The 19070-nt window shown below is 45.6% G+C and carries 10 protein-coding genes, 4 tRNA genes and 4 rRNA genes; 14 read left to right on the top strand and 4 right to left on the bottom strand.

Going from position 1 to position 19070, the window contains the following annotated elements:
* Positions 1-247 precede the first annotated feature (247 nt).
* The 13 genes from rho to rrf (OCU28_RS11380) all read left to right on the top strand — a co-directional run bounded on the left by rho (position 248) and on the right by rrf (OCU28_RS11380) (position 11798).
* On the top strand, positions 248-1507 hold the full coding sequence (gene rho, locus OCU28_RS11440; RefSeq protein ID WP_261817486.1) for a transcription termination factor Rho: 1260 nt from the start codon (positions 248-250) through the stop codon (positions 1505-1507).
* 112 nt (positions 1508-1619) lie between these two features.
* Positions 1620-2585, top strand: a complete 966-nt coding sequence (locus tag OCU28_RS11435; RefSeq protein WP_261816274.1) for a hypothetical protein — start codon at positions 1620-1622, stop codon at positions 2583-2585.
* A gap of 72 nt (positions 2586-2657) precedes the next feature.
* Positions 2658-4535 (top strand): 4-hydroxy-3-polyprenylbenzoate decarboxylase, encoded by a 1878-nt coding sequence (gene ubiD, locus OCU28_RS11430; protein ID WP_261816273.1) that lies wholly within the window; start codon positions 2658-2660, stop codon positions 4533-4535.
* Positions 4532-4801: a 2Fe-2S iron-sulfur cluster-binding protein gene (locus tag OCU28_RS11425; protein WP_261816272.1), complete on the top strand. Its 270-nt coding sequence runs from the start codon at positions 4532-4534 to the stop codon at positions 4799-4801. The genes ubiD and OCU28_RS11425 overlap by 4 nt, the downstream gene beginning before the upstream one ends.
* 15 nt (positions 4802-4816) lie before the next feature.
* The gene (fre, locus tag OCU28_RS11420; protein ID WP_261816271.1) at positions 4817-5527 is read left to right on the top strand and encodes an NAD(P)H-flavin reductase; all 711 of its coding nucleotides are present in this window, start codon (positions 4817-4819) and stop codon (positions 5525-5527) included.
* Positions 5528-6095: 568 nt separating this feature from the next.
* Positions 6096-7648 (top strand): 16S ribosomal RNA (locus tag OCU28_RS11415).
* Positions 7649-7775: 127 nt separating this feature from the next.
* A tRNA-Glu gene (locus OCU28_RS11410) sits at positions 7776-7851 on the top strand.
* Between the two features lie 2 nt (positions 7852-7853).
* Positions 7854-7929 (top strand) — tRNA-Lys (locus OCU28_RS11405).
* Positions 7930-7994: 65 nt separating this feature from the next.
* Positions 7995-8070 (top strand) — tRNA-Val (locus tag OCU28_RS11400).
* Between the two features lie 324 nt (positions 8071-8394).
* Positions 8395-11284, top strand: a 23S ribosomal RNA gene (locus OCU28_RS11395).
* Between the two features lie 106 nt (positions 11285-11390).
* A 5S ribosomal RNA gene (rrf, locus tag OCU28_RS11390) occupies positions 11391-11506 on the top strand.
* Positions 11507-11561: 55 nt separating this feature from the next.
* Positions 11562-11637 (top strand) — tRNA-Thr (locus tag OCU28_RS11385).
* Between the two features lie 45 nt (positions 11638-11682).
* Positions 11683-11798 (top strand): 5S ribosomal RNA (gene rrf / locus OCU28_RS11380).
* Together the 16S, 23S and 5S rRNA genes with 4 tRNA genes alongside form the textbook arrangement of a ribosomal RNA operon.
* Before the next feature lie 116 nt (positions 11799-11914).
* On the opposite strand, the gene ilvY is transcribed toward rrf (OCU28_RS11380), so the two are convergent.
* On the bottom strand, positions 11915-12802 hold the full coding sequence (ilvY, locus tag OCU28_RS11375; protein WP_261816270.1) for an HTH-type transcriptional activator IlvY: 888 nt from the start codon (positions 12800-12802) through the stop codon (positions 11915-11917).
* Positions 12803-12940: 138 nt separating this feature from the next.
* Between ilvY and ilvC the strand changes: the two genes are divergently transcribed.
* The gene (gene ilvC / locus OCU28_RS11370; protein WP_261816269.1) at positions 12941-14425 is read left to right on the top strand and encodes a ketol-acid reductoisomerase; all 1485 of its coding nucleotides are present in this window, start codon (positions 12941-12943) and stop codon (positions 14423-14425) included.
* 97 nt (positions 14426-14522) lie between these two features.
* On the opposite strand, the gene ubiK is transcribed toward ilvC, so the two are convergent.
* The 3 genes from ubiK to OCU28_RS11355 all read right to left on the bottom strand — a co-directional run bounded on the left by ubiK (position 14523) and on the right by OCU28_RS11355 (position 19067).
* Entirely contained in the window at positions 14523-14780 is a 258-nt protein-coding gene (ubiK, locus tag OCU28_RS11365) for a ubiquinone biosynthesis accessory factor UbiK (RefSeq protein ID WP_261816268.1), read from the bottom strand.
* Positions 14781-14896: 116 nt separating this feature from the next.
* Complete coding sequence (locus tag OCU28_RS11360) at positions 14897-17956, bottom strand: multidrug efflux RND transporter permease subunit (protein WP_261816267.1); 3060 nt, start codon at positions 17954-17956, stop codon at positions 14897-14899.
* Between the two features lie 10 nt (positions 17957-17966).
* Entirely contained in the window at positions 17967-19067 is a 1101-nt protein-coding gene (locus OCU28_RS11355) for an efflux RND transporter periplasmic adaptor subunit (protein ID WP_261816266.1), read from the bottom strand.
* Between the last annotated feature and the right edge of the window lie 3 nt (positions 19068-19070).

Genomic DNA, 19070 nt, shown 5'->3' with positions numbered 1-19070 from the left:
CGCAGAGACGACTCCTGCAGCAGAAAAAACAACCTCTACCATTACTCGCAAGACAACGACCAGAACAACTGCTCGTACGTCAACCCGAGGAACTAGGGCGTCAGCTTCTTCCGCCGCAGCCAAGCCAGCAGCAGTAAAAACTGCTACTGATGCCAATACTGATGTTGATAAAGCAGCGATCCCGGCAGCAGACAAACCGCTAGCGGCTCCTCGTGCTCGAAGAGCAAGTGGTGCTAAATCAACGACAATGAATTTAACTGAACTTAAAAATAAGCCAGTTTCAGAGTTGGTTAAGCTTGGTGAGAGCCTCGGTTTAGAAAACCTTGCTCGTCTAAGAAAACAAGACATCATATTTGCAACGCTTAAAGCGCATGCAAAGAGTGGTGAAGACATCTTTGGTGATGGCGTCCTTGAAATATTACAGGATGGCTTTGGCTTTTTGCGTAGTTCAGATAGTTCATACCTGGCTGGCCCAGATGATATCTATGTATCACCAAGTCAAATTCGCCGTTTCAACCTTCGTACTGGCGACAGTATTGCGGGTAAGATTCGCCCACCTAAAGATGGTGAGCGTTATTTTGCATTATTAAAGGTTAATACGGTTAACCATGACAAACCTGATAATGCGCGTAATAAAATTTTATTTGAAAACCTAACTCCGTTACACGCCAATGAACGTATGGTAATGGAAGTAGGTAATGGCTCTACTGAAGATATTACAGCTCGCGTGTTAGACCTTGCATCGCCAATTGGTAAAGGTCAGCGTGGTTTGATCGTTGCTCCGCCAAAAGCGGGTAAAACGATGCTGCTTCAGAACATAGCCCAGAGCATTACTAAAAATCACCCTGAATGTGAATTGATGGTTCTTCTGATTGATGAACGTCCAGAGGAAGTAACTGAGATGCAACGCCTAGTGAAAGGCGAAGTAGTTGCATCTACGTTTGATGAGCCAGCTTCTCGTCACGTACAAGTTGCAGACATGGTGATAGAAAAAGCGAAGCGTTTGGTTGAGCATAAGAAGGATGTCATCATTCTACTTGATTCAATTACTCGTTTAGCTCGTGCCTATAACACGGTTATTCCTTCATCAGGTAAAGTTCTTACTGGTGGTGTTGATGCTAACGCTCTACATCGTCCGAAGCGCTTCTTTGGTGCAGCTCGTAACGTAGAAGAAGGCGGTAGCTTGACTATCATCGCTACGGCATTGGTTGATACTGGTTCTAAGATGGATGAAGTTATCTACGAAGAATTTAAAGGTACTGGTAATATGGAGCTTCACTTGAATCGCAAGATTGCAGAGAAGCGAGTATTCCCAGCCATTGATTTCAATCGTTCTGGTACTCGTCGAGAAGAGCTATTAACTAAGGCTGATGAGCTACAGAAGATGTGGATCTTACGTAAGATTGTCCATCCAATGGGGGAAACCGATGCAATGGAATTCCTTATCGACAAATTGGCAATGACTAAGACTAATAACGAATTTTTTGATGCGATGCGTCGTAAGTAGTTATTATCTGTAGATAACCTCGAGTCTGTTAGAAAGCGCTACCGATTAGGTGGCGTTTTTTTATTCATTCAGGTAGGATTTATTGAAGCCAATGCTAAAAAGGAGTTTAGCTGTGCGACAAGGAATATTTGTTACATTACTGTCGATATTGTTGTGTGGGCCGGTGGTTGTTAAAGCCGCTGAAATTAACCCGCAGCAACGTGAGTTATTATTGCAAAATACTCGCGTACAAAGTGCAGCCCAAAATATCTCCTCGTTGGCTCTAACAGGGCAATCCGATCAAGCGCAATTCCAACTTCAGAGAATTAAGTATCCGCAACAAGAAGCCGCGCGCTATTTAGCGATCAAAACGATTGCAGATAAAGACCCCAACTATACCTCTGATCTTGCTGTATTTCTGGATAGGCAAAAACGAGTAGCCCCTACCTTACAGTTTGTTCAAAATGGTGATGGATTTCGATTTTCGACACCCGCCTTCGGTTATCAAATTCTAGCCCAACGCCTACTGGATGAATGGCAATTGAATGAAAAGGTAATGAGTTTCTATATTGGCGTTGAGACTGAACAGCTTGAATTAAGGTCGTGGCTTTCTGGGGATGCAAATGTAGCTGCTCAACATGAACGGCTATTGATTGAGAGTGTTAACTCTTTATCTAGTGATGGTTTGCAATTTATTATCGATCAAATTACAGCGTCAAAGGTTGTGTCTTGGTTGCCAAGCTCCAAAGTAATGGTGGCGTTAGCTTCGGTATCAAAAGACCCGCAACTTTATTCGCTACTCTGGAAGATGAAAAGTGACGGGTCTATCGACAAAGAGTTAGATAGATTGGGACATCAAGATAGTTCGTTTGCTCACCAGCAATTAATGGTGGCCAGTGACAATCCATCATTAAATAAGCAAAGCTTACATCTGCTTTCTCGATACGTTAAGACATCGGCGCAGGTGCAAGATTTTTTAGTGGGCAAAATGCGCAATCAGCAGCAGGCTCAGATAATCAGTAACAGCTTACTATCCTATGGTTATGAAAACTGGTTAAAGCAATTGCTTCAAGATAACCCAAGTATCGCGCTCCCTTAAAGTTGCAAACTTGTTGCGATAGATGCATTGGTCTTTGATATACTGCGTCAAAGCAAAGCATTATGGATATATATGAGCTGTAAAGACCTACGCGACTTTATCTCTGAGCTGGAAGATAAAGGACTCCTCAAAAGAATTACCCATCCCGTAGACCCTAGTTATGAAATGACAGAGATAAGTGATCGTACTTTAAGGGCTGGTGGCCCTGCTTTGTTATTTGAAAATCCGATTGGTTATGAAATGCCAGTGCTGACAAATCTGTTTGGTACCGCGCAGCGAGTAGCTCTTGGAATGGGGCGCACACAAGTGAAAGAGCTACGTGAAGTCGGAAAATTATTGGCCTACTTGAAGGAGCCAGAGCCACCACGAGGCTTTAAGGATGCACTAGATAAACTTCCTGCATTTCGCCAAGTCCTGAATATGCCAGTAAAAAGACGACGTCGCGCACCTTGCCAGGAAATTGTATGGCAGGGAGAAGAGATCGATCTTGATAAAATACCCGTAATGAGTTGTTGGTCCGAAGATATTGCTCCATTACTGACGTGGGGGCTTACTATTACCAAAGGGCCTAACCAAAAGCGTCAGAATCTTGGCATATACCGCCAGCAAAAACTGGGTAAAAATAAGGTCATAATGCGTTGGTTAGCTCATAGAGGCGGCGCATTAGATTTACGTGATTGGTGTGAGAAATATCCGGGTAAACCATTTCCTGTATCTGTGGCTTTCGGAGCTGATCCAGCCACCATCTTAGGGGCAGTAACCCCAATCCCTGATACACTTTCTGAGTATGCATTTGCTGGTTTACTTCGAGGCAAGAAGACTGAGGTTGTTCGCTCGATAAGTAATGATCTCGATGTCCCTGCGGGGGCAGAAATTGTATTAGAAGGTTATATCGACCCAACCGAGTTTGCAGATGAGGGGCCTTATGGCGACCACACTGGCTACTACAATGAGGTCGAGAGTCACAACGTCTTTACTGTTACCCATATTACAATGCGTAATCAGCCTATTTATCACAGTACTTATACTGGAAGGCCACCTGATGAACCTGCGGTATTAGGGGTGGCATTGAATGAGGTCTTTGTCCCTATTCTGCAAAAGCAGTTTCCAGAGATTACGGATTTCTATTTACCGCCAGAAGGGTGTTCGTATCGTTTTGCTGTCGTTACCATTAAAAAGCAATACCCAGGACACGCCAAGCGCGTGATGATGGGGGTATGGTCTTTCTTGCGTCAGTTTATGTATACAAAATTTGTTTTGGTGTGTGATGAATCTGTAGATGGCCGAGATTGGGGAAGCGTGGTTGAAGCTATAGGTGAGCACTTTGAACCACAACGTGATTTGGTGCTTATTGAAAATACGCCAATTGATTCACTGGACTTCGCCTCCCCAGTGGCTGGACTAGGTTCAAAGATGGGATTGGATGTTACCGAAAAATGGCAAGCTGAGCTGGATATCTATAACCAACCGAATCAGGGAGAATCTGCAGGCTTAACCGTGAATGAACAGTTAATGTTGGTTGAGACATTTAAGCAAGCGAACCCGCAGTTGCTTGATATCCATATTCCGCAATGTAAAGAACATAGTAAAGTATTTGGCAGCGTCATAGTTTCAATAGATAAGCAGTTGCCTAATCAAGTAGATGACCTTATAGAGTCTATTAAGCTACAGCTCAGCGGTAAGCTACCGTTGAAGATGATTATTGTGTGCGATGCAGATGTGCAGGTGAATGATTGGAATGATGTTATTTGGGCTGTAACTACCCGTATGGATGCAACCAGAGATACCCATTTAGTCGAAGTTCCAGAGCAAGGTTCGAGCTTTATGTTAATGGATGCGACTAATAAGCTGAGTGACGAAGTTCAGAGAGAGTGGGGCCGACCTATTCAAAAAGACCCTAAGATTGTCAGCAAAATAGATGAAATTTGGGGCGAGCTCAACATTCTATGATGTATAAAGTGGAACTTCTATCTAGTGGTGTACAATTCGTGGCTGCTGAAAAACAAACAATATTAGAAGCAGCCTTAGAGCAAAACATTCCATTTCCTAATCGTTGTCAGGTCGGTGCTTGTGGTATGTGCCTTTGTCGGTTAGTAGAGGGGAACGTCTCATATCAATTAGAACCCATGCTTACTGAAAAAGAGCGAGCTGAAGGTTGGATATTTGCGTGCCAAGCATGTGCAACTACAGATTTAGTCCTTACATTCGATGAGTAAGGTTTAGAGGAAATAATGACCATTTCATGTACAGTAAAATCAATCGAGCCTCTTGCAAGTAACACTTTTCGAGTGCTTTTACATCCACAGTCACCAATAAGCTTTAAAGCAGGGCAGTATTTAATGGTCGTAATGGGCGAGAAGGACCGTCGTCCTTTTTCTATTGCGAGTAGCCCTTGCCGTCATCACGGTGAATTGGAACTTCATATTGGTGCAGCTGAAGAGAACCATTATGCGTTAGAGGTGGTGCAGTTGATGCAAAAGGCATTGGCTGATAGCTCGACTATCAATATAGATGCTCCTCACGGTGATGCGTATCTAAAAGAGGGAGAGCGCTCTCTATTGCTTATTGCTGGAGGTACAGGGTTTAGCTATGTGCGTTCTATATTAGATCATTGTATTGGTCAGCAACTAAGTAATGATATCTATCTATATTGGGGAGCTCGCAATAAAGACCAGCTCTATGCCATTGAAGAGTTAGAAAGAATTCAGCTGCAACATAATAACATCCACTTTGTACCAGTAGTTGAAGACGATGAAGGGACTTGGAGTGGTAAAACAGGTAATGTTATTCAAGCGGTCATGAGTGACTTTGAAGACTTATCGCAATATGACGTCTATATAGCAGGGCGATTTGAAATGGCAGGCTCTGCTCGAGAGCAATTTGTATATAATAAGCAGGCTCAAGTAGAGCAAATCCATTCAGATGCATTTGCTTTTATCTAATCTGTGGTCATTTTACGCAGAAACAGCCCGCTTTTTATGCGGGTTGTTTTATTTCTGTACGTTCAAAATAAAAATCAAAAAAAGTTCATAAAAACACTTGCCAGTGTGATGAAAGTCTCTATAATGCCGCCTCACTGACACGGTAGAGCGCACAACGCTTCAACGTGATTCAGTAGGCTAACTGGCCGAGTCATTTGAGTTTAGGTTCTCTTCGAAATTAAATTCAAAAAGTGTTTGACACTGAGGCTCAAATCGCTAGAATGGCCGTCCACTTGAGAGGTAAGCCTCGAAAGTAACGCTCTTTAACAATTTAAACCAATCAATCTGTGTGGGCACTCGTTGATGATAATCGAAAAGATTTATCAATGAACTGAGTGACCAAAATCAAATTGGGTGCAGCCTTGAGCTGTTTTATTTTACTTTTTTAAAAGTAAAGACCGATAAGAGCACAGTCAATTCATTATCGTTCTGTTGGAACGATAATAGCTTTAAAATTACTTCTTACTTTCGAGTAAGGACAGTTTTGAAGTCAGTATTCATTGAGCCGCATCTTAGATGCACAAAACTTTAATTGAAGAGTTTGATCATGGCTCAGATTGAACGCTGGCGGCAGGCCTAACACATGCAAGTCGAGCGGAAACGACAACATTGACCCTTCGGGTGATTTGTTGGGCGTCGAGCGGCGGACGGGTGAGTAATGCCTGGGTATATGCCTTGATGTGGGGGATAACTATTGGAAACGATAGCTAATACCGCATAATGCCTACGGGCCAAAGAGGGGGATCTTCGGACCTCTCGCGTCAAGATTAGCCCAGGTGGGATTAGCTAGTTGGTGAGGTAATGGCTCACCAAGGCGACGATCCCTAGCTGGTCTGAGAGGATGATCAGCCACACTGGAACTGAGACACGGTCCAGACTCCTACGGGAGGCAGCAGTGGGGAATATTGCACAATGGGCGCAAGCCTGATGCAGCCATGCCGCGTGTATGAAGAAGGCCTTCGGGTTGTAAAGTACTTTCAGTCGTGAGGAAGGCGTTGTAGTTAATAGCTGCATCGTTTGACGTTAGCGACAGAAGAAGCACCGGCTAACTCCGTGCCAGCAGCCGCGGTAATACGGAGGGTGCGAGCGTTAATCGGAATTACTGGGCGTAAAGCGCATGCAGGTGGTTTGTTAAGTCAGATGTGAAAGCCCGGGGCTCAACCTCGGAACCGCATTTGAAACTGGCAGGCTAGAGTACTGTAGAGGGGGGTAGAATTTCAGGTGTAGCGGTGAAATGCGTAGAGATCTGAAGGAATACCAGTGGCGAAGGCGGCCCCCTGGACAGATACTGACACTCAGATGCGAAAGCGTGGGGAGCAAACAGGATTAGATACCCTGGTAGTCCACGCCGTAAACGATGTCTACTTGGAGGTTGTGGCCTTGAGCCGTGGCTTTCGGAGCTAACGCGTTAAGTAGACCGCCTGGGGAGTACGGTCGCAAGATTAAAACTCAAATGAATTGACGGGGGCCCGCACAAGCGGTGGAGCATGTGGTTTAATTCGATGCAACGCGAAGAACCTTACCTACTCTTGACATCCAGAGAATTCGCTAGAGATAGCTTAGTGCCTTCGGGAACTCTGAGACAGGTGCTGCATGGCTGTCGTCAGCTCGTGTTGTGAAATGTTGGGTTAAGTCCCGCAACGAGCGCAACCCCTATCCTTGTTTGCCAGCACGTAATGGTGGGAACTCCAGGGAGACTGCCGGTGATAAACCGGAGGAAGGTGGGGACGACGTCAAGTCATCATGGCCCTTACGAGTAGGGCTACACACGTGCTACAATGGCGCATACAGAGGGCGGCGAGCCAGCGATGGTGAGCGAATCCCAAAAAGTGCGTCGTAGTCCGGATTGGAGTCTGCAACTCGACTCCATGAAGTCGGAATCGCTAGTAATCGTAGATCAGAATGCTACGGTGAATACGTTCCCGGGCCTTGTACACACCGCCCGTCACACCATGGGAGTGGGCTGCAAAAGAAGTAGGTAGTTTAACCTTCGGGAGAACGCTTACCACTTTGTGGTTCATGACTGGGGTGAAGTCGTAACAAGGTAGCCCTAGGGGAACCTGGGGCTGGATCACCTCCTTATACGATGATTATTCACGATGAGTGTCCACACAGATTGATATGGTTTAGAAAGTAAAGAGATTTTGAAGTGCCCCCCAAGGCGCTTCAACAATTTGCGTTTGCTCTTTGGAGTAAATGTGAATCTAGTGTCCCGTTCGTCTAGAGGCCTAGGACACCGCCCTTTCACGGCGGTAACAGGGGTTCGACTCCCCTACGGGATACCATTGGGTCGTTAGCTCAGCTGGTAGAGCAGTTGACTTTTAATCAATTGGTCGCAGGTTCGAATCCTGCACGACCCACCATTTCCTTTCCACAAAGGAAGTTGTTTGAATTCACTTTTATAGTGAAAGCAAATAGCAAACAATGTGGGCGATTAGCTCAGTTGGGAGAGCACCTCCCTTACAAGGAGGGGGTCACTGGTTCGAGCCCGGTATCGCCCACCATCTTTAAGCGCTCTTTCGAGTGTGTTTAAAAATGGTTCATTTGTTTGAATCTCGCTCTTTAACAATTTGGAAAGCTGACGAACAACAATGTGATTTCATTGTTGTTCAAATTTAAAAGTTCTCAAATCCTATGTCTTTATTGATGTAGGTACCAACACACATTCAAGTGTTCTTGGGAATGCATTCTTGCCAGAGTGCATTCAAATTTGAGTCCGGCAAAATCGAATGTTATCTCGCTCATAATAAAGAGATAACGCACCTTGGAAACGTCATACTGCGTTGTAGCAAACGCATTGCGTTAAGCAAGACCCTTTGGGGTTGTATGGTTAAGTGACTAAGCGTACACGGTGGATGCCTTGGCAGTCAGAGGCGATGAAAGACGTAATAACTTGCGATAAGCCCAGATTAGGTAGTAATAACCATTTGAGTCTGGGATTTCTGAATGGGGAAACCCACGTGCATAAGCACGTATCATTAACTGAATACATAGGTTAATGAGGCAAACTCGGGGAACTGAAACATCTAAGTACCCGAAGGAAGAGAAATCAACCGAGATTCCGAAAGTAGCGGCGAGCGAAATTGGATTAGCCCTTAAGCTTTTAATGCGTCAGGTGAAGAGTCTGGAAAGTCTCGCAATATAGGGTGATAGCCCCGTAACCGACAACGCATTTTAAGTGAAAACGAGTAAGGCGGGACACGTGATATCCTGTTTGAACATGGGGGGACCATCCTCCAAGGCTAAATACTACTGACTGACCGATAGTGAACCAGTACCGTGAGGGAAAGGCGAAAAGAACCCCTGTGAGGGGAGTGAAATAGAACCTGAAACCGTGTACGTACAAGCAGTAGGAGCGCCTCGAAGCGTGACTGCGTACCTTTTGTATAATGGGTCAGCGACTTAATTTTAGTAGCAAGGTTAACCGTATAGGGGAGCCGTAGGGAAACCGAGTCTTAACTGGGCGTCGAGTTGCTAGAATTAGACCCGAAACCAGGTGATCTAGCCATGGGCAGGTTGAAGGTTGAGTAACATCAACTGGAGGACCGAACCGACTAATGTTGAAAAATTAGCGGATGACTTGTGGCTAGGGGTGAAAGGCCAATCAAACCTGGAGATAGCTGGTTCTCCCCGAAAGCTATTTAGGTAGCGCCTCGGACGAATACCAATGGGGGTAGAGCACTGTTAAGGCTAGGGGGTCATCCCGACTTACCAACCCTTTGCAAACTCCGAATACCATTGAGTACTATCCGGGAGACACACGGCGGGTGCTAACGTCCGTCGTGGAGAGGGAAACAACCCAGACCGCCAGCTAAGGTCCCAAAGTATAGCTAAGTGGGAAACGATGTGGGAAGGCTCAGACAGCCAGGATGTTGGCTTAGAAGCAGCCATCATTTAAAGAAAGCGTAATAGCTCACTGGTCGAGTCGGCCTGCGCGGAAGATGTAACGGGGCTAAGCTATACACCGAAGCTGCGGCTGCATACTTTTGTATGCGGGGTAGGGGAGCGTTCTGTAAGCGGTTGAAGGTGGTCTGTAAGGGCTGCTGGACGTATCAGAAGTGCGAATGCTGACATGAGTAACGATAAAGGGGGTGAAAAACCCCCTCGCCGGAAGACCAAGGGTTCCTGTCCAACGTTAATCGGGGCAGGGTAAGTCGACCCCTAAGGCGAGGCCGAAAGGCGTAGTCGATGGGAAACGGGTTAATATTCCCGTACTTCTTATAATTGCGATGGGGGGACGGAGAAGGCTAGGTGGGCCTGGCGATGGTTGTCCAGGTTCAAGTATGTAGGCGGAAGGTTTAGGTAAATCCGGACTTTCTTAACGCTGAGATACGATGTCGAGCTGCTACGTGCAGTGAAGTCATTGATGCCATGCTTCCAGGAAAAGCCTCTAAGCTTCAGATTATAAGAAATCGTACCCCAAACCGACACAGGTGGTCGGGTAGAGAATACCAAGGCGCTTGAGAGAACTCGGGTGAAGGAACTAGGCAAAATGGTACCGTAACTTCGGGAGAAGGTACGCTCTTGGCGGTGAAGTCCCTTGCGGATGGAGCTACTAGGAGTCGCAGATACCAGGTGGCTGCAACTGTTTATTAAAAACACAGCACTGTGCAAAATCGTAAGATGACGTATACGGTGTGACGCCTGCCCGGTGCCGGAAGGTTAATTGATGGGGTTAGACTTCGGTCGAAGCTCTTGATCGAAGCCCCGGTAAACGGCGGCCGTAACTATAACGGTCCTAAGGTAGCGAAATTCCTTGTCGGGTAAGTTCCGACCTGCACGAATGGCGTAATGATGGCCACGCTGTCTCCACCCGAGACTCAGTGAAATTGAAATCGCTGTGAAGATGCAGTGTACCCGCGGCTAGACGGAAAGACCCCGTGAACCTTTACTACAGCTTGGCACTGAACATTGACCCTACATGTGTAGGATAGGTGGGAGGCTTTGAAGACGGTACGCTAGTATCGTTGGAGCCGTCCTTGAAATACCACCCTTGTAGTGTTGATGTTCTAACTTAGTCCCCTTATCGGGGATGAGGACAGTGCCTGGTGGGTAGTTTGACTGGGGCGGTCTCCTCCCAAAGAGTAACGGAGGAGCACGAAGGTGGGCTAAACACGGTTGGACATCGTGTGGTTAGTGCAATGGCATAAGCCCGCTTGACTGCGAGAATGACAATTCGAGCAGGTGCGAAAGCAGGTCATAGTGATCCGGTGGTTCTGAATGGAAGGGCCATCGCTCAACGGATAAAAGGTACTCCGGGGATAACAGGCTGATACCGCCCAAGAGTTCATATCGACGGCGGTGTTTGGCACCTCGATGTCGGCTCATCACATCCTGGGGCTGAAGTCGGTCCCAAGGGTATGGCTGTTCGCCATTTAAAGTGGTACGCGAGCTGGGTTTAGAACGTCGTGAGACAGTTCGGTCCCTATCTGCCGTGGGCGTTGGAAGATTGAAGGGGGCTGCTCCTAGTACGAGAGGACCGGAGTGGACGAACCTCTGGTGTTCGGGTTGTCATGCCAATGGCATTGCCCGGTAGCTAAGTTCGGAATCGATAACCGCTGAAAGCATCTAAGCGGGAAGCGAGCCCTGAGATGAGTCTTCCCTGGCACTTTAAGTGTCCTGAAGGGTTGTTCGAGACTAGAACGTTGATAGGCAGGGTGTGTAAGTGCTGCGAGGCATTGAGCTAACCTGTACTAATTGCCCGTGAGGCTTAACCATACAACACCCAAGGGGTTTTGTGGACTCGAAGTAAGAACTTTGAATGTGTGATAAAAACTTTTAACTCTCTTTTATAGAGAAGCAGCTTTCCGAATTTTAAAATTTGCTTGGCGACCATAGCGTTGTGGACCCACCTGATTCCATGCCGAACTCAGAAGTGAAACACAGTAGCGCCGATGGTAGTGTGGGGTTTCCCCATGTGAGAGTAGGACATCGCCAGGCTTTAAATTTGAATAACCCGCTCTCTAGCGGGTTTTTTCGTCTTTTAGACGTATCTGCTGGTATAGCTCAGTTGGTAGAGCGCACCCTTGGTAAGGGTGAGGTCCCCAGTTCGAATCTGGGTACTAGCACCATTATATAAATCCTTAGATATATAAGTATCTGAAGATAGAAATTTGCTTGGCGACCATAGCGTTGTGGACCCACCTGATTCCATGCCGAACTCAGAAGTGAAACACAGTAGCGCCGATGGTAGTGTGGGGTTTCCCCATGTGAGAGTAGGACATCGCCAGGCTTTAAATTTGAAAAACCCGCTTTTATAGCGGGTTTTTTCATATCTAGGATTTGTAAAATCTCCCCCAGAACCCCAGAACCCCAGAACCCCAGAACCCCAGAACCCCAGAACCCCAGCTAACTAGCAATATAATTGGCTTCAGCTACGTTCCATAGTGCTTTGATTAATGGATTATTGAGCTGTGAGCGCTTACAGCATACTCCTAGCTTAAATGGCCTTACCGGTGATACATCCAGCTTCTGTATTTTTTCTTTTACTGGGCTGTTATTAATAACTACATCTGGAGCAATACCCACACCGCAACCTAATGCAACCATACTAACTATGGCCTCATGCCCAGAAACTTGTGCGTAAATATTTGGTTTGATTTTATTTTGCTTAAACCATAAATTGCAACGATCTCTTGCTGTACCTTCTTCGGGAACAATAAATGGGATGGAGTCCCAACTGATGGGAGTAGTGGTAAGGCCCTCTAGGCTAGCAACCCCTTTTGGTGCAATGACAGATAGTGATATCTCACTGATATTCTCAAAAGCAACCCTTGATGGGAGGTTGTCCGCCTCGGCTGATATCGCAATGTCGGCCTCGTCCATCAATACTTTCTCGATAGCTTGTGCGGGATCTCCGGTAGTTAGTTTGTACTCAATGAAAGGGTGCAATAACCGAAACTCTGATAGCAATTGAGGTAAATGGCTATAGCTGGCGGTTACCGAGCAAAACAGCTTAATTTCCCCTTTTAGTACATCTTGTTTATCCGAAAAATTAGAGGTAAAGCTTTGCCATTGACTAGTCATGCTATGTGCAACTGGAAGTAACTCTTTGGCTGCTGTTGTGAGTTCAACACTGCGGTTATCTCGGATAAAAAGTACCTGCTGAATATCTTGCTCTAAGCGCTTAATCTGTCGGCTAAGTGCTGAAGGGCTGACGTGCATCGCAGAAGCGGTCTTTGTGAAGCTTTTACTCTCGCAAAGGTGTAAAAAAATCTGTAGGCTTTTTATGTTCATGTGAGTCACTCGTATGTTGCGCATAACGCAATTATTACTTGTGAATATATCACTTTATGCAACCTTCAGTCTGAATTAGTATGAAATCAATCGACAAGAACTGTCGAACTACGGAAAGAATTTTAAGGAGAGCCCTTCATGGCTAACTATTTCAACACGCTAAACCTACGTGAGCAACTAGACCAACTAGGTCGTTGCCGTTTTATGGACCGTTCAGAGTTCGCTACAGAAGCTGATTACCTAAAAGGTAAGAAAGTGGTTATCGTAGGTTGTGGTGCTCAAGGCCTAAACCAAGGCTTGAACATGCGCGATTCTGGCTTAGATGTATCTTATGCATTACGCCAAGCTGCTATTGATGAGCAACGCCAATCTTTCAAAAACGCAAAAGAGAATGGCTTTGAAGTAGGTAGTTACGAGACTCTTATTCCTCAAGCAGACCTAGTGGTTAACCTGACTCCAGATAAACAACACAGCAACGTTGTTGAAACCGTAATGCCTCTTATGAAAGAAGGCGCTGCACTAGGTTACTCTCACGGCTTTAACGTTGTTGAAGAAGGCATGCAGATTCGTGAAGACCTTACCGTAGTAATGGTTGCACCTAAGTGCCCTGGTACTGAGGTTCGTGAAGAGTATAAGCGTGGTTTTGGTGTTCCTACACTACTAGCTGTTCACCCAGAGAACGACCCTAAAGGCGAAGGCTGGGATATCGCTAAGGCTTGGGCTGCAGGTACTGGTGGTCACCGTGCTGGCTGTCTTGAGTCTTCTTTTGTTGCTGAGGTTAAGTCTGACCTAATGGGTGAGCAAACTATCCTTTGTGGCATGCTACAAGCTGGTTCTATCGTATGTTATGAGAAGATGATTGCTGACGGTATTGACGCTGGCTACGCAGGTAAGCTTCTTCAGTACGGTTGGGAAACAGTTACTGAAGCACTGAAATTCGGTGGCATCACTCATATGATGGACCGTCTATCAAACCCAGCTAAGATCCGCGCTTTTGACCTTTCTGAAGAGCTTAAAGATCTGATGCGTCCGCTTTACAACAAGCACATGGATGACATCATTCAGGGTGAGTTCTCTCGCACTATGATGGCTGACTGGGCTAATGATGATGTGAACCTATTTAAGTGGCGTGAAGAGACGGGTCAAACTGACTTTGAAAACTACCCGGATTCTGACGCTGAGATCTCTGAACAAGAATACTTCGATAATGGCATTCTTATGATTGCTATGGTTCGTGCTGGAGTTGAGCTTGCGTTTGAAGCAATGACAGCGTCAGGCATTATTGATGAGTCTGCTTACTATGAATCACTGCACGAGCTTCCGTTAATCGCGAACACTGTTGCACGTAAGCGTCTATACGAGATGAACGTTGTTATCTCTGATACCGCTGAGTACGGCAACTACCTGTTTGCAAACGTAGCAACACCGCTTCTACGTGAGAAGTTCATGCCATCAGTCGCAACTGATGTTATCGGTAAAGGCTTAGGTGAGGCGTCTAACTACGTTGATAACCAACGTCTAATCGAAGTGAACGAAGCAATCCGTAACCACCCAGTTGAGTACGTAGGTGAAGAACTACGTGGCTATATGACTGACATGAAGCGCATTGCTGTTGGTGGCTAATCACTAGTTAAAAGTCCGCCGACGAGTTCGGCGGTACTCTTAAACTAAAAAGGCTTGGTATGAAAATACCAAGCCTTTTTGTTTGCACGTATGTTGGTTATTTACCCTTATTAGAAAGCTTCTCTTCTAGATCTGCCATCTTCTTTTCCATCTCGTTTAGTTTTTGACGAGTACGCAGTAGAACCTGAGTCTGAACCTCAAACTCTTCGCGACTTATTACATCTAGTTTATTTAGTTGTGCTTGGATTACTTGGCGAACTTTCTGATCAACATCAGCGCCCAGGTTTTTTACTGGTTGAGGCATAGATTCATGAATTTGTTTCGCTACCTGCTCAAGTTTCTTTGGGTCAAACATGACTGATACTCCTTAAATTTACTGCCTATTTTAAGCAATCATAGATGGCTTGTCGCAGATTAAATGGGATGTGTAGATCACAAAAAGGGCTCGATATCGAGCCCTTGAATTAGATGTTACGCTTGTGTCTCTTCAAACTCAGGCAGTGGTTTATGCTTTGAGGCAATGAAGCTATAGATGACAGGCAATACAAACAGGGTAAACAGAGTACCAATTGAAAGGCCAGCGACGATAACAATACCGATGCTGAATCTTTGCTGTGCTCCGGCACCTGAGGCATACATTAATGGAATAAGACCGGCAATCATGGCTGCGGTTGTCATTAATATAGGACGTAAACGAACCTTGGCTGCTTCCATTACCGCATCGATTCGACTCTTCTGATGATACAGTTGCTCTTCTTTTGCAACCTCACAGATTAAGATACCGTGCTTAGTGATTAGACCCACCAGAGTTATCAATCCAACCTGGGAGTAGATATTCATGGTTGCGAGTCCCCAAGCAAGGGCTATCAGTGCACCACTGATAGCAAGAGGAACGGATACCATGATGACCAATGGATCCCGCACCGACTCAAACTGAATAGCCAATACTAAGAAAATTATGGCAATCGCTAGAGCGAAGGTGGTATATAGCGCACTACCTTCAGTTACAAACTGGCGAGATTCACCCATGTAGTCATGGTTATAGCCAGTAGGTAGTTTCTCTTGTGCTGTTTGCTCAAACCAATTAATCGCATCACCCATGGCAACGCCTGGCGATGGTACTACACCAATAGTGGCAGAGTTTAACTGGTTAAAGTGTGGCAATGCGCGAGGTTGTGGTACCACGTCGATTGATACCAAGCTACCTAATGGAATCTGTTTCCCGTCAGATGAGCGAACATAGTAGTTGTTCATCGATTCTGGGTTGAGACGGAATTTACGTTCAACCTGTGGGATAACTTCATATGAACGACCATATAGGTCGATTCGATTGACATAACCGTCAGCCATCATGGTACTTAGTGTCATACCAATATCTTGCATCGTAACGCCATATGCCCCAGCTTTATCTTTGTCGATATTGATTTTCATCGTTGCTGAGTCATAGTTTAGATCAAGGGTTGAGTATACAAATAGAGGCGATTTACTTACCTCAGCCAATGCATTGCTCGCGATCTGGAATAGGCTTTCGAAGCTATTCGGCGTCGTGATAACAAACTGAATCGGAAGCCCAGAGCCCGCACCGGGAAGTTCAGGCATTTGGAATGCGGTAATCGCCATGCCTGGGATGTTAGATACAAGCCCTGAAACACGGTTAGTGATCTCGGATTGACTTGCGTCTCGTTGACTCCATGGTTTTAGAGATGCGATACCAAAGGCTTGGTTTGAACTTGGAACACCAGTAAACACCTGAGCATACTTAACCTCAGGTTGGTCACTTAATATGTGGTTTACATCGTTCATCGTATTCTGAAGATAATCTAGGTTTGCATTTGAGGGGCCAGTACCCATCAACATAACCACCCCTTTATCCTCTGAAGGTGCAAGTTCATTTGGAATGAATTTGAATAGCATCGGAAGGCTAGCAAATACGATTATAGCGAAGGCGATTACTACACCACGGTGCTTCATTACAGAACCGAGTACACGGGAATAGGCTTCACTCAACGCGTCTAGCTTGCTATGAACAAACTTTTCAAAACGATTTGGTTGTTCATTTTGACGCAATATGGTTGAGCACATCATAGGGCTTAACGTTAATGCGACGATACCTGATATGAATACAGCCCCCGCAAGAGTTAAGGCAAACTCTTTGAACAAAGAGCCAGTAATCCCGCCCATTAACGCGATTGGAGCGTATACAGCACCTAAGGTAAGGGTCATTGCAATAACTGGCGTAGCTATCTCCCTAGTACCAATTATGGCGGCCCTAAATGGCGTTTCCCCCAGCTTAATATGCCGGTCTACGTTTTCGAGTACTACAATCGCATCATCTACGACCAACCCGATGGCAAGTACCATAGCCAGAAGTGTCATTAGGTTCCATGAAAAACCTAATACCTGCATAAACATGGCCACACCAATTAATGATAATGGAATGGTTATGATAGGGATAAGTACTGCGCGGTATGAGCCTAAGAAGAGGGTGATTACGACCAATACAATCAACGCCGCTTCAATGATGGTTTTTGCAACCTCATGGATAGATTCATTGATTGCGATGGTAGAGTCATACATCACACGCATGGTGATGTTGCTTGGTAAATTCTTCTCTAATTCAGGCAGGATTTTATTTATATCCGCTGCAACGTTGATCGGGTTAGCACTTGGCGCACCGTTAATAGCAGCAACTACAGCCTCTTGACCATTGGCACTTGCTCGATAGGTATCGTGGCTCTTTGCTCTAGAAACCTTTGCAATATCACTTAAGCGAATGATCTCGCCCTTATCCTGACGTACGACTAGGTTTTCTAGTTCGTGTACGCTAGCGACTTGGGTGTTGGCATTGCCATTGTATAGAACAAATAAACCGGTTGCTTGTCCCGTTGCTGATTGGAAGTTATTAGCACTTAGCGCCCCCATTACATCGCTAGATGTTAGATGAAGAGCGGCCATTTTTTGAGGGTCAAGCCAAATGCGAAGTGCGTATTTCATGCCCCCGTAAAGGTCTATTTTTGATACACCACTGACAGTGAATAACTGAGGATTTACCACGCGCTCTAGGTAGTCAGTAATTTGACTTGATTCGAGGTCATCACTGGTAAAGCCAACATACATGATAGCGGTAGTGGAGCCCGTGGACATACTAACCGTTGGGTCTTCAGACTCTTTTGGTAATTGAGAACGCACCGAGTTTGTCTTAGCCAGTATGTCAGCAAGGGCTGCATTTGGATCGGTATTGAGCTTCATGTTTACCGTAATGGTAGAACTACCAAGTACCGAGCTTGATGTCATGTAATCAATATTATCAGCCTGTGCGATAGCTTGTTCTAATGGCTGAGTTATAAAGCCCTGAATGAGGTCTGCACTGGCGCCATAGTAGCCTGTCGTCACCGTGACTACGGTATTGGTCATATCAGGGTATTCGCGGACTTGCATCTTGAATACCGCTTGCATACCAAGCAGTGCGATCAGAAAGCTAATGGAGATAGCTAACACTGGTCGCTTAATGAATATGTCTGTAAATCGCATTGTAGAGTCCTTACAGCATTGGTATTTCAGCAGGCGGGGTTGTGGCGTTGCTGGTTACGATTTTTACTTTACTATCGTTACTTAAACGAACCTGACCAGATGTCACTACTGTTTCACCAGGTTTAATGCCTTCAAGGATTTGTACCTTATCCAGTTTACGCTCACCGACTTTAACCACACGTTGTGATACGCGGTTAGTTTCTGAGTTCAGTACATAAACGCTGTCACCGTAAAGGGTATAGGTAATCGCAGTTTGTGGCAGTACAGCCTGATTGGTCAGTGTTGGAAGTACCACTTGAGCCCTAGCAAACATACCGCTTCTTAATCGGCCTTGAGTGTTTGGAATATCGGCTTGCACTTGAATTAAACCACTTTGATAATTCACCGCAGGTTCAATTGCGGTTATATCACCCTCAAATATTTGGCCGGGGAATGAATCCACAACAATATGTACGCGTTGGTCGACATGAATGCGAGAAATATCTGTTTGAGATACGGTGAAGCGAAGGCGCATAACACTAACGTCTTCAAGGCGCGCGATGCGACTACCAGCTTGCAGATACTCTCCGAGGTTGACCCCACGAATACCGATAACCCCAGAGAATGGAGCTCGGATTTCACGACGGTTAATAGAGGCTTTAAGTCCTTCTATATCCGCTTGTAGAGAGAAATATGCTGCGGTTGCTTCATCAAAGTCAGCTTGAGATACCGCACCTTTCTTGTACAAACCATTGAAACGTTTGTATTTAGCTGCTGCGGCTGGATATCTAGCTTGAGCACTTTTTAGATTTGCTCGCTCAACGTCTGAATCTAATGAGATTAGGAGCTGATCTTTCTTGACGCTAGTACCGGACTGAAATCCAATGTTCTTGACTACGCCACTGGTCTCAGAGGTAAGAGTAACCCCTTGTAGTGGTTCAATGAAGCCAATCGCTTCAATGTTTGGCGTCCAGTCTTCTGCACTGGTCGTCATTACTGTAACTGGATACTCAGGTTCTGGGCGGTTAGCCATATACTCGGCTATTTTTTGCTGTTTAAACAGATTGAAACCAATAACACTGCCAAAAAGAGCAAATGCGATTAGTAACATGATAATTGTCCATTTTTTCATGGA

The sequence above is a fragment of the Vibrio gallicus genome (genome assembly GCF_024346875.1).
GTDB classification, from domain to species: domain Bacteria; phylum Pseudomonadota; class Gammaproteobacteria; order Enterobacterales; family Vibrionaceae; genus Vibrio; species Vibrio gallicus.
This window is presented reverse-complemented; position numbering and strand designations above follow the sequence as displayed.

Bases quoted from the DNA above. Each gene is read 5' to 3' on its own strand.
- rho (WP_261817486.1), top strand. From the start codon at position 248: ATGAATTTAACTGAACTTAAAAATAAGCCAGTTTCAGAGTTGGTTAAG.
- ubiD (WP_261816273.1), top strand. From the start codon at position 2,658: ATGAGCTGTAAAGACCTACGCGACTTTATCTCTGAGCTGGAAGATAAA.
- OCU28_RS11425 (WP_261816272.1), top strand. From the start codon at position 4,532: ATGATGTATAAAGTGGAACTTCTATCTAGTGGTGTACAATTCGTGGCT.
- fre (WP_261816271.1), top strand. From the start codon at position 4,817: ATGACCATTTCATGTACAGTAAAATCAATCGAGCCTCTTGCAAGTAAC.
- ilvY (WP_261816270.1), bottom strand. From the start codon at position 12,802: ATGAACATAAAAAGCCTACAGATTTTTTTACACCTTTGCGAGAGTAAA.
- ilvC (WP_261816269.1), top strand. From the start codon at position 12,941: ATGGCTAACTATTTCAACACGCTAAACCTACGTGAGCAACTAGACCAA.
- ubiK (WP_261816268.1), bottom strand. From the start codon at position 14,780: ATGTTTGACCCAAAGAAACTTGAGCAGGTAGCGAAACAAATTCATGAA.
- OCU28_RS11360 (WP_261816267.1), bottom strand. From the start codon at position 17,956: ATGCGATTTACAGACATATTCATTAAGCGACCAGTGTTAGCTATCTCC.
- OCU28_RS11355 (WP_261816266.1), bottom strand. From the start codon at position 19,067: ATGAAAAAATGGACAATTATCATGTTACTAATCGCATTTGCTCTTTTT.